Source organism: Exiguobacterium aurantiacum, from assembly GCF_024362205.1.
In the GTDB taxonomy this organism is placed as follows: domain Bacteria; phylum Bacillota; class Bacilli; order Exiguobacteriales; family Exiguobacteriaceae; genus Exiguobacterium; species Exiguobacterium aurantiacum_B.
On the sequence record NZ_CP101462.1, the window covers coordinates 734,937 to 750,854 of the forward strand.

Consider the following 15,918-nt stretch of genomic DNA (forward strand, 5'->3'; position numbering starts at 1 on the left):
AGGAGTGCTGATATGCCAAACTTAAAATTATCTGATGACAGAGGCCGGAGTCCTAAAGCGAGAAAAGGTCAAAAATCATCTACGGTGATCAATCTATTGATTATGATGATTTTTCTTGGCACCCTTTTGTTAGGTCTTGCCGTGTATACATTAGGAGATGACCGTGAAATCTCTCATGTTGAAGGCCGTGAATTGGCTCAAAAACCAGACTTTTCTTTTACTAGTCTCTTTGAAGGTGACTATACGGAGCAATTTGAAACGTATACGAACGACCAGGTGTTTCAACGTGATCGTTGGGTATATATTAACGGTTTTGTGAGGAAAAATGGATTGTTTCAGCCGCTGAGTAACGGCATCTATGGTCTTCCAAGTGGCATGTTGCTTGAACCGGCTGAGAAAGTTCAGAATTTCGATGGGTTCAAAGAACCGTTCGGTCAATTTTCAAATGACATGAAACAAGCAGAGGTACCAGTCTGGTTCGCATCAGCTCCTAGTAAGGCGTCTTTTGCGGATGCACAAGGACTGATTCCGAGTCATATCCCTTCGTACAATGATGAATCGCGAAAGGTCATGCATGGGGTTTTAGATGAAGTCGGGATTGAAGTGATTGATTTGTATGATTCATTAAAAGAAAACGATATAGAAGATGTTTACTTTAAAACAGATCATCACTGGTCGATCAATGGAGCCTATGTAGGATATGAGCAAATTATGTCCACGCTTCAACAAGAGTTTCCGGAATTAGAGACGTTACCGAAAGAACATTGGGAGTCAAAAAGCATGACCACTCCGTATTATGGGACGTATGCTCGAAAAGCTTCACTTCCTTACGTGAAATCAGCAGATTATTTAGAGTACTGGGAACCTACGGAAGGTTTTAATTCGCAAGTGTGCATGAGTTTTGAGTCATGTGACGGAGAAGTAATTGATCGAAATGAATTAAAAAAGACAGATCCATTTGAAGATTACTATGGTGTGTTCATGGGTGGAAATTACAGCCATTTAAAAATCGAGCAAAAAACGAAAAAAAATGATCGTCACATCGTCGTCCTTAAAGATTCTTATGCCAACCCATTGCTTGGATTGTTAGGGGAGTCCGTTGGAGAAATTACCGTGTTTGATGTGCGGTATACAGAGGATATCGATATTTCTGAATATATCGTTGAAGAAGACGTAGATGGTGTTATGTTCATGCACAATGACGTCATTAGTGGACTAGCCCAAGATTATTCTAAGAGTTTTTAAATAATGTTAGCTTTCACAACGTGCCAATCATCCACGCGATGATTGGCTTTTTTTTATGGGGATTGGCTATACTAACAGATAGGCAGGTGAGAGAGATGGCACGAAGAAACGCTGACGGCACGTATCGCTACGTCCTCGTCCTCGGTGCGAAAGTGAACGGGATTCAACCGTCCCGTGCCTTGTTGCACCGGATTGAAGCGGCGGCTGAGTACGCGAAGCAATATCCGCATGTCGAACTCATCGCTTCTGGGGGACAAGGACCTGATGAAGGGATGGCGGAGGCCCGCGTCATTGCCCGGGAGTTGACGGCACGTGGCATTGATGCGGCGCGAATCCATATCGAAGCGGAGTCGACGTCGACGTATGAGAACTTTCTGTTCAGCCGTTCGATTTGGAGTGGAGAGTCTGGTCTGACCGTCGTCACGAACGACTTTCATGTGAGGCGGGCCCGGCTCGTCGGACGCCTGTACTTTGGGCTCTCGACCGACGCACTGTATGCGAGAACGCCGACGGCCACAAAACTGAAGTACGTCGTCCGTGAACAGTTGGCGTACGTGAAGCTGTTCATCAACTATATGCGCTGGAAATGGCGACCATGACAAAAGGGACTTCATCGCGAAGTCCCTTTTTCGTGTTATAACGTACCGATGATCATCCCACCGATGACGCCGACGATAACGAGCGCCCAAGGTGGCATCTTCCAGTACGCGATCATGGCGAACAAGAAGGCGGCGAAGACGAAGTCGACGGCACCGTTCACCGTGCTCGTGAAGATCGGCTGATAGAACGCAGCGATCAAAATCCCGACGACGGCAGCGTTGACGCCGATGAGTGCGCCGGCGACTTTCGGGTTGCGACGGAGCGCATCCCAAAACGGCAAGGCACCGAGGATCAACAGGAACGCCGGCAAGAAGATGGCAAACGTGGCGAGCAGTCCGCCCGGGACGCCATTGATGACGGTTCCGAGGTAGGACGCGAACGTGAAGAGCGGGCCGGGTACAGCTTGGGCGGCCCCGTAACCGGCGAGGAACGCCTCTTCGCTCAAGAAGCCGGCCGGTACGAGCTCACGCTCGAGGAGCGGCAAGACGACATGGCCGCCGCCGAAGACGAGGGCCCCGGCGCGATAGAAGCTGTCGAACATGGCAACTGATTGACTTTCAATCGTCTCCCGCAAGATCGGCAAGATGACGAGTAGCGCCCCGAACAGACCGAGTAGCGTCGCCCCGAGCCGTTTCGAGAGCGGGAACGAAGCCGATTTGACGTCGAGGTTTTGCGGTTTGAACAGCAAGAACCCGGCAAGACCGGCGAGCAAGATGACGAGCACTTGGCTATAGGTCGTCTGCCACAACAACACCCCGGCGAGCGCGAAGAAGGCGATCGTCCGCGTCTTCGCGTCCGGTGTCAATTTGCCGGCCATTCCGAGAATGGCGTGGGCGACGATGGCGACGGCGACGACTTTCAACCCATAGAGCCACCCCGCGTCGGTGACGTCAAGTCCAGACACCAATAGGGCGAACAAGATGAGGGCGATGACGGACGGGGCCGTAAAGCCGATGAACGACGTGATACCGCCGAGGATCCCGCCACGAACGATACCGATGCCGATGCCGACCTGACTGCTGGCCGGACCGGGCAAGAACTGACAGAGGGCGACGAGGTCGGCGTATGCACGCTCATCCATCCATTTGCGGCGGCGGACGTATTCCTCATGGAAATAGCCGAGGTGGGCAACCGGACCGCCGAACGAGGTCAGACCGAGCCGGGTCGATACGAATAAAATCTCAAGCAACGTCTTGAACGTTACGCGTTGGTTGGACATGTGCTTCACTCCTTGATTTCTTTAAATAATTCATACGCTTTTTGACGGGCTTCCGCCAAGACGACGAGACCTTTCTCGGTCGTCGTGTAATTCTTTCGGATATGGCCGTCGACGAGTTCGTTCGTCCGGATGAGCAACCCATCCTGTTCCATGCTGTGCAAAATCGGATAGAGCGTGCCGGCACTGATCGAGTAGCCGTGCTCTCGAAGCTCCTCGACCATCCAAGCTCCATACACCGGGTGCTCGGATGCATGGTGCAAGATGTGAATATGAATGAAGCCGAGAAATAGTTTACGTAGGACGCGGTCTTCCACGTTCATCATCTCCTTGAAATCGATTTCCGATATCGGTTTTCGTAATCATACTAACAACTGAGCGGGTCGGGCGCAACCTTTGGCGTGTCATTTACAAAAACTTAATGTGCGCACATTGTCGGGAATCGATTCGGCAAATATAGGGAATTTATAAAAAATGAGGTAAACTGAAACGTAGAAGGAAATAGAGGAGGAACCGACGTGGCAGACTTAGACCAGACCAAACTTCAATCCTTGTTGCGCCATATGCCCCAAGGCTACGTCGAATTCAAAGTGCTCTACGATAAGGCGGGGGAGCCCGTCGACTATGAGTTCTTTGAAGTGAACGAGGCGTTCGAACGCATCATGAAAGCCAAGCGCGAACATTTTATCGGTGGCCGGATCACCGACAAGTTGAAAGACTTTGAATATAGCGAACGGGAATGGATCGTCCAAGTCGCCCGTGCCGTCGACAGCGGTGAAGCGATCACGTTCGAGCACTTCTCACGCCGCAACAAAGCCTGGTATGAACTGTCGGTCTTCAGCGAGCGTCCGGGTTATGTGTCGACACTCTTCCATGACATCACGCCGCACGTCCAAGAGAACAATGCGTTAAAACAACTCGTCAACGTGTCGCACCGTTTCGTCACGACCGGGCGTGAGTTGTTGATGAACCAACATTTTCTCGATCAGATTCGAGGTTTCACCGGCGCCAAGGCCGTGACCCTCAACTTGGTGGACGACGATGGGAAGACGTATTCGACCGTGGCGCTCTCAGGCATCGACGAACTGCTCGAACGCAGTCTCGACGTGCTCGGGTTCCATCCGGTCGGCCGCAAATGGCCGATGAGTCCGAAGCGGTCGAAATTACTGGAAGCCCCGAGCCCGATCGTGTTCGATAATATTTTACCGCTCGTCGACGGAGTGTTGCCGAAGCGGTTGATCAAAAATATTTTGCGCATCTTCGACCTTGGTCAAATCGTCTTGTTCAAAATCGAGAAGGATGGTGTCTTTTACGGAGACTTGACCATCGTCATGCAAGGGAATAAACAAGCGAACCGTCTCGGTCTCGTCGAGCTGTACATTGTCCATATCCTTGAACAGATGACGAAAGCGGACCGGCAAATCGGGGACACGAAAGAGTCGATGTTTGAAGGGTTTGCCACCGTCGACTTGGAGTGCATCATGTCCCTGACCAATCATGAGATTTTCCATTTGAACGTGGCGTGGGAGCGCGTCCTCGGGTTTCCGCTCGAAGAACTTGAAAATATGGACTTCACGAGCCTGATTCATCCCAATGACGTCGAGAAGACGAATGAGGCGTTCGCCTTACTCGACGAAGGTCAAGATATCTTCCGTTTCGTCAACCGGTACCGGACCATCGATGGCGACTATCGCTCGATCGAGTGGCACTCAAAAGCACAAGGCAACTATATTTACGCTGTCGCCAAAGATGTGACGGAACGCGTCCAACTCGAGGAAGAATTGGCCGAGCGGGATCGATTGCTCACCAAGCTGTCAGATCAAGTGCCCGGTGCCATCTATCAGTTCGAGCGCCGACCGGACGGAAGCTTCCACTTCCCATTCTTTAGCCGAGGGTTCGAATTGTTGATTGGCATCACGTTCGAGGAGATGAAACAAGATCCGGGTCTCGTGTTCTCTAAAATCCATCCTGAAGATTATCCGAATGTGATGGCGAGCATCGAGACGTCGTATGAGAACTTGACAATTTGGGATGCGGAGTTCCGCGTATTGACACCGGACGGTCGGACGACATGGATCTTGGGATCGTCTCGTCCGGAGAAGCTCGGTGAAGGCCATGTGCTCTGGCACGGCTATATCGGGGATGTGACTGAGAAGAAAAAGTATGAGATGGAAATCGAATATTTGAGTTACCATGACCAATTGACCGGCGTGAAGAATCGCCGCTACTTCGACGAGGCGCTCATCACGTACGACGAGCCTTGCTATTATCCGCTCGCCTTGATTGTCGTCGACATCAATGGGTTGAAGTTGACGAACGATGCGTTCGGTCATCTCGTCGGCGATCGCTTGTTGATTGAGGCGACGATGACGCTCAAACGTGAGATTCGCGGGAAAGATACGGTCGCCCGGATTGGCGGGGATGAGTTCGTTGTCATCATGCCGAACACGGAACTCGAGGAGGCGAGGCGGTTGTCCGATCGCCTGAGTCAACTGTTCCTCGCCAAATCGATCGAAGGATTGCCGATCTCGGCGTCGTTCGGGGAAGCAGTGAAGGAAGATGACTCGCTCTCCGTCGCCGAAGTGTTCAATTTGGCCGAGGAGCGGATGTATCACCATAAAGTGTCGGAGAAGCAAAGCCGCCGCCACCATTCGATTCAACTCATCATGCGGACACTTTATGAGAAGATTCCGCGTGAAGAAGCGCACTCGCAACGCGTCGCCGAGCTGTCGCGGCAACTGGGGAAAGCGATGGGCTTCACGAGTGCCGATGTGAATGAACTCGTCACGGCGGCGACACTGCATGATATCGGCAAGGTCGCGATCAGCAATGAGATATTAGACAAGACGGGGGCGCTGACCGAGGCCGAATGGCGGGAAATCAAACGCCATCCCGAAGTGAGCTACAACATCTTGAGCACGGTGCCGGAGTACGGACCGCTGTCGGAGATCGTGCTCGCCCATCACGAACGCTGGGACGGGAACGGTTATCCGAAAGGCATCAGCGGTGAACAAATCCCGCTCGCCTCACGAATCATCTCAATCGCGGACACGTTCGACGTCATGATGACGGGACGCCCTTACCGTCAGGCGAAGACGCTCGACGAAGCGCTCGCCGTCATCGGCGAAGAGGCGGGCCGACAGTTCGACCCGGAACTCGTCGAGGTGTTCTTCAAGAAGGTCGTACCCACGTTGCAACGTTAATCGAATCGCATGAAAAAGGAGAGCCAATCGCAGCTCTCCTTTTTCATGTGAGCGGTCGTTTCTTCAACGCCCAGGCACTGACGAGGAAGACGACGAGCGCCATCCCGAACATGATGAAGACCGAGTTGATCGGGAAATGATCTTCATACATCTGGGCGATCCCGTAGTTGAACCAGTACGTCGGCAAGAAGCGCCCGACGACTTGGAGCGTATCCGGAAGCCACGTCAAACTGATGAAGGCGCCTCCGGTGATGGCCGCCGCCATCGTCACGGACGTCTGCCAAATGTTCGCTTTCTCCCGATTCGTCGCCAGGATGGCGATGAGCGACCCGATGGCGAGACAGACGAACAGATAGACGATGAACAGCAGTGTGAGAACAGGCAGGTGGGCGAGAATGTCTTGCCGATAGAGCACGGCGCTGAAGGCGAGCAGCATGAGCACGTAGAGCAGCCCGGCCGCACAGAACGATAAAAATAACGAACCGATGTAACGCCGCGGGGTAACGGGGGCCGCGAACAGCCGCGAATAAATCTTCTCGTCCCGGTCGTCGGCGACGAACAGCGGGATGAACTGGAGAAAGGCCGACATCATGACGAACGACAAAAGACCGAGGAATGCCTGCGTCCGCGCTGTCGTCGCCACGCTCTGCTGGAACGGATCGCTCGAGAGCGTATAGCCGTTCTCCGTCTCGCGTTCGGCAAGTTCGGTGAAACGCTCTTCGTCAAAATCACTTGCGATCAATAGCTGTCGCTCACGGGACAAATGTGAGTTGAGCGCTTGCTCGATCAGCGCGGCATCACTTCCTTCGGTCGCACTGAATGATAATCGCGGCGTCTCACCATTCAAGAGCGTCTCGGAGAATCCGTCCGGGATAATTAAGACGACGTCCTGTCCTTGGAGCAATGCTTCATCCGTCTCGTCCGTCTCAAGCGGGGTCACTGAGCCGAACCTTCCCGCTTCTTCAATCACGCGACCGGCGAGCGTCCCGCCGTCGCGGTCGAGAATGCCGATTGAGGCGTTCAAAGCGGACGTCGAGCTGAGGAACGACAGGATGAGGGCGAACCCGAAGACGGAGACGAACGTGAATACCCATAGCCCTTTTTTCCGAAGCATACGCTTGGCGACATGTCTAAATAGCACCACGGCGGTTCACCCCTTTCCATAACAGCAGGCTGAGGACGGCAAACACGAGTAGATGAATGGAGAGCCAACCGAGACTTTGCCAAAACACGCCCGTGTCCCCGCCGCGCAGGAGCACCTGGAGCATGCCTTCTCGCATGAAAATCGGCATGAAAACGTACTGGGCCCACGGTGCGACACTCAGCGTCACTTGGTCGAACCCGGGGACATAGCCGCCAGAGAGAATCATGATGATGGCAACGAACCCGTTGACGATCGCGTCTTTCGTCGCGCGCGAGATACGGGGCAAGCTCGATATGAAGAAACCAAACGCGGTGCCGTATAAAGCGAGGGCGAGCCAAGCGATGAACAAGAGTCCGAAATGGACGTAATCGAGTGAGAAGCTGCGATAAATGAAGTGGCTGAACCAAAACACGAGCACGAGTTGCAGGAAAATGAGCGTGTATCGGCTCAAGCTGCGGGCCAGGCGATATTCGATTCGTTTGACGGGAGCGGCTTGAATCCGGAGATAACTCCCGGTCATCGGCTTCTCCTCGCTGAGCATGCCGGTGATGTAGAACGCACCGAACAGCGCCGTCATGATGGAAATCGTGACGGTGAAGTATTCGAGTGACGTCGGGGTCCGCCCTGACAAATCGACGCTCTCGCTGTCGATGAACGACTCAGGCGTAAACGGGGCGGAGACGCCCGACTCGGCGAGCATAATCTGCTGATTGGCGACATCCGTATATTGCCGGAGGAGGGCCTCAATCACGTCGAACTCGATCGTCGACGGTTCCTCGTACAACAAGCGCACATCGGGACCGTCCAAATGGAGGATGACATCGGCGTCACCATCGTTCACGCCCGTCTCGGCCGCGGCCAGACTGTCATACGGGACGAGATTGATGAAAGTTTTGATGTCGTCGTCGGCGAGGAACGTCTCGAGCGGCACCCGGTAGTCATCCGTCGACTGTTCGACGTAGGCGACGTCCGTGACCGGGAGCGAGAAGTTGCTGTTGAAAATAGCCGACAGCATCGTCCCGAGCCCGAAGATGAGAATGACTGGGAAGATGAGCATCCAAAACAGCGTCGAGCGGTCCCGTAGTTGCTGTTTGACATCATATTTGATGAATGTCCATAGTTTCATCGTGATCACTCCCTGAGTGTCTTACCGGTCAAGGCCAGGAAGACGGTATTGAGCGACGGGCGGTCGACGGTGATCGAGGTGAACCGGACCCGCTCGTCATGAAGGACGTCGAGTAACGGGGCGAGCGGGGTGTCTTTCTCGAGCGACACGTCGAGGAACGGTTCCTCGTACTCGACCTTCTTCACCCGTTCGAGCGATTCGAGTCGTTCCAGGAGGCCTGGAGTGAGGGCGTCGACTTTGATGCGGGCCGTCTCGAGCGTCATGACTTGGTCTTTCAGCTCGTCTTGCGTCCCTTCGGCGATAATCCGTCCCTCGTCGACGATGGCGACGCGGTCGCAGAGCATCTCGACTTCCTCCATATAGTGGGACGTATAGATGATCGTCGCCCCGCGTCGATTCAACTCACGGATGTTCTCGAGGATGGTGTTGCGTGACTGCGGGTCGATGGCGACGGTCGGTTCATCCATGAAGATAAGTTCCGGCTCATGGACGATGCCACAGGCGATATTGAGACGACGAAGGAGCCCCCCGGACAGTTCCGGCGGACGTTTCTTTTGGTGGGGCGTGAGTTCGACGAAGTCGAGGGCGGCCACGGTCTTTTGTTTCGCCTCGGCCGGCTTGAATCCATATAGCTCGGCGAAGAATTGGATGTTCTCGAACACCGTCAGCTGATCGTACACGGAGACGTGCTGCGGGACGATGCCGACACGCCGTTTAATCGTCTGCTCGTCCTTTGGCATAGAGTGATTGAAAATACGGATGGTGCCGCTGTCGGCGGGATATAAGTTCAGCATGACGGAAATGGCGGTCGTCTTGCCGGCCCCGTTCGGACCGAGCAGGCCGAACAGCTCGCCGGCCTCGACGTGAAGTGAAAAGTCGTTCAAGGCAATCGTCTCACCGAACCGTTTCGTGACATGGTCGAGGGCGATGATGGACACGTTGACGCAACTCCTTTCAACTCAAGAACGTGAAATAGCGTACAAGGTTTTGTTCCCGTTTGCAGGAACTTCCGAACTTGTTGCCGAATGAAATATAATAGTCGAATTATTCAGACAATTAATGGGAGTCGAAGTGAGGGATCATGATGAAAAAGTGGCAGTTCAATAAAGAAGAGTCGAGTGAGAAGTTTCCGGATGAGATGGCGTGGGCGTTGTTTTGTACCGTCGAACCGAAGCGGATGGATACGACACTCCCGTTTTATTATGACGAGTCGGTGTTCCGTTTCTCGAACGGGACGGAGTCGTTTTATTTTAAAATTTCACCGAGTTATCACGAGTTCGAAGTGAACGTCAAAGACGCCGCGGGGGAGTTGCTATATTATCAGCTCCTCCGAACGGTCGGGAAAGTCGAGGTGCTCGAGGATCGGCGCGACCACGGCGAGCTGTTAATCGTCATGAACGAGGACCGCAACCGCACAGTGACGACGATCGAGTTGACCGTGCGACCGCGTTTCCGGGTACTCGTCAAAGAACACTATGTTTGAGTTTTCCTCAGAGTGGTACATCAATTAGACAGCATGTACAACGAGGAGGAGATTCACATGAAAGACGGACTAAACAAAAAAGTTGATGGTTTGATCGATAAAGCGGCAGGCAAAGCGAAAGAAGCGGTCGGCAAAGCGACGGACAACCAATCGCTCAAACGTGAAGGCCAGAAAGATCAAGTGAAGGGGACGGCCAAAGAGAAGACCGGCCAAGCCCAACAAAACCTCGAAAGCCTGAAAGACGAACGCCGCTAATAAAAACCGGGAAATCGCGATCAATGCGACTTCCCGGTTTTTCATTTGGTCAAAAAGACTTGGACGTGAATCGTCGATTCTAATACGTTCTTAAGGTGAGACAGCCAATCGATTTCTGCAGTGCTCTGTTTCTATGCGGTTGAATCATGTCATGCAGGTAGGGGTGTGAATCTCCTTGATTAAGACTTATTTATACAGAAGATACTCTTTCCGGATTGGTAAGAACGCGTCGCGCTCGGCATCGACTTTCGCCATAATCGCCTCGAGCGACTCACCGGCGAGAATCATATCTTTCACGTAGGCGTTCCCAGTCAGCTTTGTGATGAAGTCGTTGGCGAGGAACTCGAACTCTTCTGGGTATAAATCGTGCGCCGTCTTCACCATGGCGATGCCGGTCTTGGCCGCTTCGAACTTCGTAGGCTCGGTGACGTACACTTCGACGCCGTGTGACAGTTTGCCCGCGTTCTTCGAGAACGTCGGCGTGAACGAGGCAGCACGGAACGTGACGCCGGGAAGCTCGAGTCCGTTCAACGTCTTGGCGTAGTCATGCGCCTTCACGTACGGGGCGCCAATCAATTGGAACGGCTTCGTCGTGCCGCGTCCTTCCGACAGATTCGTCCCTTCGAACAGACCGGTCGCCGGATAGACGTTGACCGTGTCCGTCGTCGGCATGTTCGGTGACGGCATGACGAACGGGAGTCCCGTGTCCTCATACAACATCGAGCGCTTCCAGCCCTTCATCTTGACGACTTCGAGGTCGGCTTGAATCTGATACTCCGAGTTGAACAAGCGTGCGAGCTCACCGACGGTCATGCCGTGCTTGAGCGGAATCGAATAGAGGCCGATGAAGCTCGAATAAGCCAGGTCGAGCACGGGACCTTCGACACGTAGGCCGCCTTGTGGGTTTGGACGATCAAGGACGACGAACGGGATATCGTTTTCAGCCGCGGCTTCCATCGCATATGCCATCGTATAGATGTACGTATAGAAGCGCGTCCCGACGTCTTGTATGTCGAAGACGAGTACGTCGACGTCTTTGAGCATCTCGGCTGTCGGTTTTTTTGTCGCCCCGTACAGGCTATAGACGGGGAGTCCCGTCACTTCGTCGATATAGGAGCTGATTGTCGATCCGGCTTGCGCATCACCGCGGACACCGTGTTCTGGTCCATACAGTGCCGTCAATTCGAAATCATCGGATTTGTGGAACAAGTCGACGATGCTCGTCATATTGGCATCGATCCCGGTCGGATTTGTGATCAGCCCGACTCGTTTACCGGCCAAGATTTCAGGATTGTCCATCAACCGGTCGACCCCGAGTTCGACTTTCGGTTTTTTCGGGACGGACTTGGCATCGGCATCGAGCAACATGACAGATGACGTGACGAGTGTGAGGGCGGCGAGACCGCCAATCCATTTCTTCATAACAATTCCTCCTCCATAAATGTAAGCGCTTCACCACTTACTCGAAAGTGTACCATTTTGTATTTTTAATTCAATAATATGTAATAAAAATAGGAAATTATATTTCTTGATTTGATTCGTTGTACCTAAAAAGCCATCGGATTTTCCGATGGCTTTCACATGATGCTTGCAGCTTATGACGAACGGCTGATGAACAACAACCGTTTCGAGGCGACGAAGAGCGTCAGGCCGATCAGCAGGAGGCCGCTGACAATCGCCCAAACGATAGACGTCTCACCGAGGAGCACCTCGGCCGATAACGAGCCGAGCCGCCATGGCATCCAATCCCACTCGAGCCAGCCGAGAAGGAGCGACATGACGAAGTGGAGACCGAGCGTGATGACGAGGGCAACGAGACCGCTCTCGAGCAACGCCGCGAACAAGAAGAAAATCGACAGCTGCACGACGAAATGGAGCATGAGTAGTCCGGTCGCGACCAAGAAGTCGGTGATGTCGAACGAATCGAACAAGACGATTGTGTAGTAGGCGGCGCTCAATTGGGCGAGAGCGACTGCGACGGCGGCGAGCAGCGAATAATGTCCCCATTTGCTGAGGACGATGCGCGTGGCCGGAATCTTCAGCGACTTGAGCCAGGCGAGCGTGCCGAGCGACCGTTCATGGCTGAACGTATGCATGGCGGATAACAGTACGACGAGCAGTCCGATTTGCCGCAACTGTTCGCTCGCCGACATGAGCACTTCTTCCGGTGACGGGGTCGGAATCTCGATGACCGCCCCGTCCGGCAGGTTGCCGCCTGAGGCCAAGATGTCCGGGAGGAAATAAAGCGTGAGCGGCTGCATCGCCGCGAGCAACATTAAGGCGATCGGCACCCAGATAAGGCGCTTGTTGCGCCACGACTCTTTCCACTCTTGTTTGAAGATGGCCAATCTCATCAGGCGTTCACCTCCAAGAACAGTGACTCGAGTGACGGGTGCCCGACATGGAGCGATTGAAGACGGAGGCCGCGTTCGAGGAGCAGTTGGAGAAGTGCCCGTTCCGTCACGTCTTTCGTGTCCGTCTCGAGTTCCCATGTCGTCCCGGAGCGGGTGACGTGACTGACGCCCGGCAGCGTCCGCCACTCGCCTTCCGTCACGACGTCGTTGAACAGACGGACTTGGATCGAGGACTTCGAGCCGAGTAAATCGGTGACGGTCCCTTCCATGAGCAGACGTCCTTGCCGGAGCAAGAGTACCCAGTCGCTCGCTTCCTCGGCGTCAGGGAGCACGTGCGTCGAATAGAGAATCATCCGCTCCCGTTTTAAATCGCTCAATAAGTCGAGTACTTCGCGACGGCCGCGCGGGTCGAGCGCCGACACCGGTTCATCGAGCAATAACAACTCCGGGTCATGCACGAGCGCCTGGGCGATGCCGAGCCGTTGCCGCATGCCGCCGGACAAATGCGCGGCCGGTCGATCGACGGGCTCGAGTCCGACCCGTTTCAGCAGATGGATTGGGTCGATATTCGTGACGCCGGTCAACTCGGCCGCATAACGGATCGTCTCGACCGGTGTGAGCGATGGGTAGAGCGCCGGCCGCTGTGGCAGATAGCCGATGCGGATGGCATCATGCCCGACGATTTGTCCGGACGTCGGTGTCGTCACGCGGGCAATCATGTTGAGCAGCGTCGTCTTGCCGGCCCCGTTCTCACCGAGGAGTGACGTACAACCTGGTCGGAGCGAGAAGCTGACGTCGTCGAGTGCGGTGAACGTGCCGAACCGTTTCGTCAGTTTGGTGACGTTCATCGCTTCGTCCGTCCCCATAGGAAGTAGACGATCGGCCCGAGGATGTTGATGAACAGGATGACGAGAAGCCACACCCACTTCGGTCCGTTCGTTTCTTGCCGTTTGAGCAAATCGATCAAGGCGACGACGAGCAAGATGAGTTGCAATACGAGCAGCGGCAAGAGGATGAGCAATAAATTTGAGTCATTGGCAATGTCCAATTGTGTTCCTCCTTTATGAATGAGTTCACTGTTCCATTCCACACATAGGACCTATTTCCTGTATGGAACAGAAAAAAGCCCTTTCTCCGCAAAGAAAGGGTGACGATCATTTGACGATGATGACCGGGGCGAGGGCGCGTTTGGCCAGTTTATGGCTGACGCTGCCGAGGACGAACTCTTGGAACGTGTTCAGTCCGCGTGATCCGACGACGACGTACTCGTACGGTTGATGGTTCGCGTATTTGACGAGTTCGACGTCCGGTTCGCCGCGAAGTTCGATATATTCATATTCGAGCCCGGCCGCGACGACTTGGTCGAACAGGGGTTGCAACATCAATTTTCGCTTCGCTTCGAGATCGAGTTTTCCCGTCGAGTTGAGCGCGGCTTCTTTCGATTCTTTGGCGCTGACGACATGGACGATGTCGATGGATGCGTCTGATGCCTTGGCGAGCTGGATCGCTTTCTCAAGCGCCCGCTTCGAGTGGGCAGATCCGTCTGCCGCTAAAAATACCTTTCCCATTGAAACGTCCTCCTCTTTCACACAATCTACTTTTAGTATATGCGATTTTGTAGAGCGATGGATATAAAAAAAGGGAGTGAACGCGAATGTCCACTCCCTCAGCCAAATCAATGTCCGGCGTTGGCTTCTTGTTGTTTCAAGTGTAGCGCGAGCGTGTTGAGCAGTTTCTCTGAATCTTTGTTCAAGTTCAGCAGTTCCGGCTCAATCCCGACTTCGCGATATTTGAAGACGACTTTATCGATGGCGCCGATGGCCGAGTCGTCCCAAAGGTGCGTGTTCGAGAAGTCGATCGTGACGTGTTTGACACCGGCTTCAGCGTCTTCGGTCACATCGAACTGATTGACGAACTCAGACGTCGAGGCAAAGAAGAGCTGACCGTTCACGATGTAGCGGGCACGGTCAGCTTCCACGCTGCGGTCGAGTTCGACTTTCGAGATTTTCGCGGCGAACAGGATTGCTGCTGTCAAGATCCCGGCGAACACACCGAGCGACAAGTCGTGCGTGACGACCGTGACGAGCACGGTGACGAGCATGACGACCGTATCTGATTTTTGAGCGGTGCGCATCGCCTTGAGCGAGCCCCAGTCAAACGTCGCGTACGAGACGAAGAACATGACACCGACGAGGGCGCCGACCGGGATGAGCATCAAGATGTCGCTCATCGTCATAATCATGATAAATAACGCGAGTCCGGCGACGAACGTCGACAGACGGCCGCGGGCACCAGACGAAACGTTGATGACCGATTGGCCAATCATCGCACAACCCGGCATTCCGCCGAAGAATCCGGCGATGATGTTGGCAATCCCTTGACCACGCGACTCACGGTTCTTGTTCGAGTCCGTGCCCGTCATGTCATCGACGATTTGTGCCGTCAACAGTGACTCAATCAATCCGACGAATGCAAGGGAGATCGAGTAAGGAAGGATGATCATCAACGTTTCAAACGTCAACGGGACGTTCGGGAATAAGAATTCCGGTAGCGTTGCTGAGATCGTTCCCATGTCACCGATGTTTTTCGTATCGAGACCGAGCGTGATCGCGAGCACCGTCATGACGACGATGGCGACGAGCGGGGCCGGGATCATTTTCGTGACACGCGGGAATAAGAAGATGATCGCGAGTGACGCGGCAACGATGGCCCAGATAATCCAGCTCTCGCCTTCGAAGTTCGACAATTGCGCTTGGAAGATCAAAATCGCGAGCGCGTTGACGAAACCTACCATGACGGCGCGCGGGATGAACTTCATCAATCGGGCGATGCCGAAATAGCCGAGCGCGATTTGAATGATTCCCGTCAAAATACCGGCCGCGAGCAAGTACTCGAGTCCGTGGTCCGCGACGAGCGAGACGATGACGAGCGCCATCGCACCGGTCGCGGCCGAAATCATGGCCGGACGACCGCCGGCGATCGAAATGACCATGGCGATGATAAAGGACGCGTATAGCCCGACCATCGGGTTGACTCCGGCGATGAGTGAGAAAGCGATTGCCTCAGGGATGAGCGCGAGCGCGACGACGATCCCCGCAAGGACGTCTGCCCGGACATTGCCGAGCCAATCTTGTTTGATCGTATTCAATTTTTCCAAAAGAACACACCTCTCTATATATTTTTTGACTTTGATCTCCGAGTCTCACGAAGATCAAACGCCGCATTATATGAAAGAAGTCGTTCGACCGACACATGGTTTCACAACGTGTTTCATCATACCGAACTTTTTCTG

16 protein-coding genes are annotated in these 15,918 nt (G+C 53.9%); 5 read left to right on the forward strand and 11 right to left on the reverse strand.

Annotated features, from left to right (window positions below):
* Positions 1-12: 12 nt before the first annotated feature.
* A complete protein-coding gene (locus NMQ00_RS03880) occupies positions 13-1,245 on the forward strand; it encodes a DHHW family protein (protein WP_255178018.1) in 1,233 nt (410 codons plus the stop codon).
* Positions 1,246-1,340: 95 nt separating this feature from the next.
* Positions 1,341-1,844, forward strand: coding sequence for a YdcF family protein (locus NMQ00_RS03885; protein WP_255178019.1), 504 nt, complete (start codon positions 1,341-1,343; stop codon positions 1,842-1,844).
* Between the two features lie 35 nt (positions 1,845-1,879).
* On the opposite strand, the gene chrA is transcribed toward NMQ00_RS03885, so the two are convergent.
* Together chrA and NMQ00_RS03895 are read right to left on the reverse strand one after the other, a co-directional pair.
* Complete coding sequence (chrA, locus tag NMQ00_RS03890; RefSeq protein ID WP_255178020.1) at positions 1,880-3,064, reverse strand: chromate efflux transporter; 1,185 nt, start codon at positions 3,062-3,064, stop codon at positions 1,880-1,882.
* A 5-nt stretch (positions 3,065-3,069) separates the two neighbouring features.
* Entirely contained in the window at positions 3,070-3,378 is a 309-nt protein-coding gene (locus tag NMQ00_RS03895; protein ID WP_255178021.1) for a PadR family transcriptional regulator, read from the reverse strand.
* Positions 3,379-3,579: 201 nt separating this feature from the next.
* On the opposite strand from NMQ00_RS03895, the gene NMQ00_RS03900 reads away from it, so the two are divergent.
* Positions 3,580-6,264, forward strand: coding sequence for an HD domain-containing phosphohydrolase (locus tag NMQ00_RS03900; RefSeq protein WP_255178022.1), 2,685 nt, complete (start codon positions 3,580-3,582; stop codon positions 6,262-6,264).
* A gap of 43 nt (positions 6,265-6,307) precedes the next feature.
* Here the strand turns inward: NMQ00_RS03900 and NMQ00_RS03905 are convergent, their stop codons facing one another.
* Genes NMQ00_RS03905 through NMQ00_RS03915 form a run of 3 tightly spaced genes read right to left on the reverse strand, consistent with a single transcriptional unit; the run spans position 6,308 to position 9,472 of the window.
* The gene (locus NMQ00_RS03905; protein ID WP_255178023.1) at positions 6,308-7,408 is read right to left on the reverse strand and encodes an ABC transporter permease; all 1,101 of its coding nucleotides are present in this window, start codon (positions 7,406-7,408) and stop codon (positions 6,308-6,310) included.
* Complete coding sequence (locus tag NMQ00_RS03910) at positions 7,395-8,534, reverse strand: ABC transporter permease (RefSeq protein ID WP_255178024.1); 1,140 nt, start codon at positions 8,532-8,534, stop codon at positions 7,395-7,397. The genes NMQ00_RS03905 and NMQ00_RS03910 overlap by 14 nt, the downstream gene beginning before the upstream one ends.
* A gap of 5 nt (positions 8,535-8,539) precedes the next feature.
* Positions 8,540-9,472 carry an ABC transporter ATP-binding protein gene (locus NMQ00_RS03915; protein ID WP_255178025.1) on the reverse strand — a complete coding sequence of 311 codons (933 nt, stop codon included), beginning with the start codon at positions 9,470-9,472 and terminating at the stop codon, positions 8,540-8,542.
* 143 nt (positions 9,473-9,615) lie between these two features.
* Here NMQ00_RS03915 and NMQ00_RS03920 point away from each other — a divergent pair, with 143 nt between their 5' ends.
* Both NMQ00_RS03920 and NMQ00_RS03925 read left to right on the forward strand, forming a co-directional pair.
* A complete protein-coding gene (locus tag NMQ00_RS03920; protein ID WP_255178026.1) occupies positions 9,616-10,017 on the forward strand; it encodes a hypothetical protein in 402 nt (133 codons plus the stop codon).
* 57 nt (positions 10,018-10,074) lie between these two features.
* Positions 10,075-10,272: a CsbD family protein gene (locus NMQ00_RS03925; RefSeq protein WP_021066447.1), complete on the forward strand. Its 198-nt coding sequence runs from the start codon at positions 10,075-10,077 to the stop codon at positions 10,270-10,272.
* 186 nt (positions 10,273-10,458) lie between these two features.
* On the opposite strand, the gene NMQ00_RS03930 is transcribed toward NMQ00_RS03925, so the two are convergent.
* The 6 genes from NMQ00_RS03930 to NMQ00_RS03955 all read right to left on the reverse strand — a co-directional run bounded on the left by NMQ00_RS03930 (position 10,459) and on the right by NMQ00_RS03955 (position 15,783).
* Entirely contained in the window at positions 10,459-11,694 is a 1,236-nt protein-coding gene (locus tag NMQ00_RS03930) for an exo-beta-N-acetylmuramidase NamZ family protein (RefSeq protein WP_255178027.1), read from the reverse strand.
* A 173-nt stretch (positions 11,695-11,867) separates the two neighbouring features.
* Positions 11,868-12,626: an ABC transporter permease gene (locus tag NMQ00_RS03935; protein WP_255178028.1), complete on the reverse strand. Its 759-nt coding sequence runs from the start codon at positions 12,624-12,626 to the stop codon at positions 11,868-11,870.
* Positions 12,626-13,474: an ABC transporter ATP-binding protein gene (locus tag NMQ00_RS03940; protein WP_255178029.1), complete on the reverse strand. Its 849-nt coding sequence runs from the start codon at positions 13,472-13,474 to the stop codon at positions 12,626-12,628. Before NMQ00_RS03940 ends, NMQ00_RS03935 begins: the two co-directional genes overlap by 1 nt.
* Entirely contained in the window at positions 13,471-13,674 is a 204-nt protein-coding gene (locus NMQ00_RS03945) for a PLD nuclease N-terminal domain-containing protein (RefSeq protein WP_084592848.1), read from the reverse strand. The genes NMQ00_RS03940 and NMQ00_RS03945 overlap by 4 nt, the downstream gene beginning before the upstream one ends.
* 106 nt (positions 13,675-13,780) lie before the next feature.
* Positions 13,781-14,194 carry a universal stress protein gene (locus NMQ00_RS03950; protein ID WP_058764343.1) on the reverse strand — a complete coding sequence of 138 codons (414 nt, stop codon included), beginning with the start codon at positions 14,192-14,194 and terminating at the stop codon, positions 13,781-13,783.
* A gap of 107 nt (positions 14,195-14,301) precedes the next feature.
* Positions 14,302-15,783, reverse strand: a complete 1,482-nt coding sequence (locus NMQ00_RS03955) for a SulP family inorganic anion transporter (protein ID WP_255178030.1) — start codon at positions 15,781-15,783, stop codon at positions 14,302-14,304.
* Positions 15,784-15,918 lie beyond the last annotated feature (135 nt).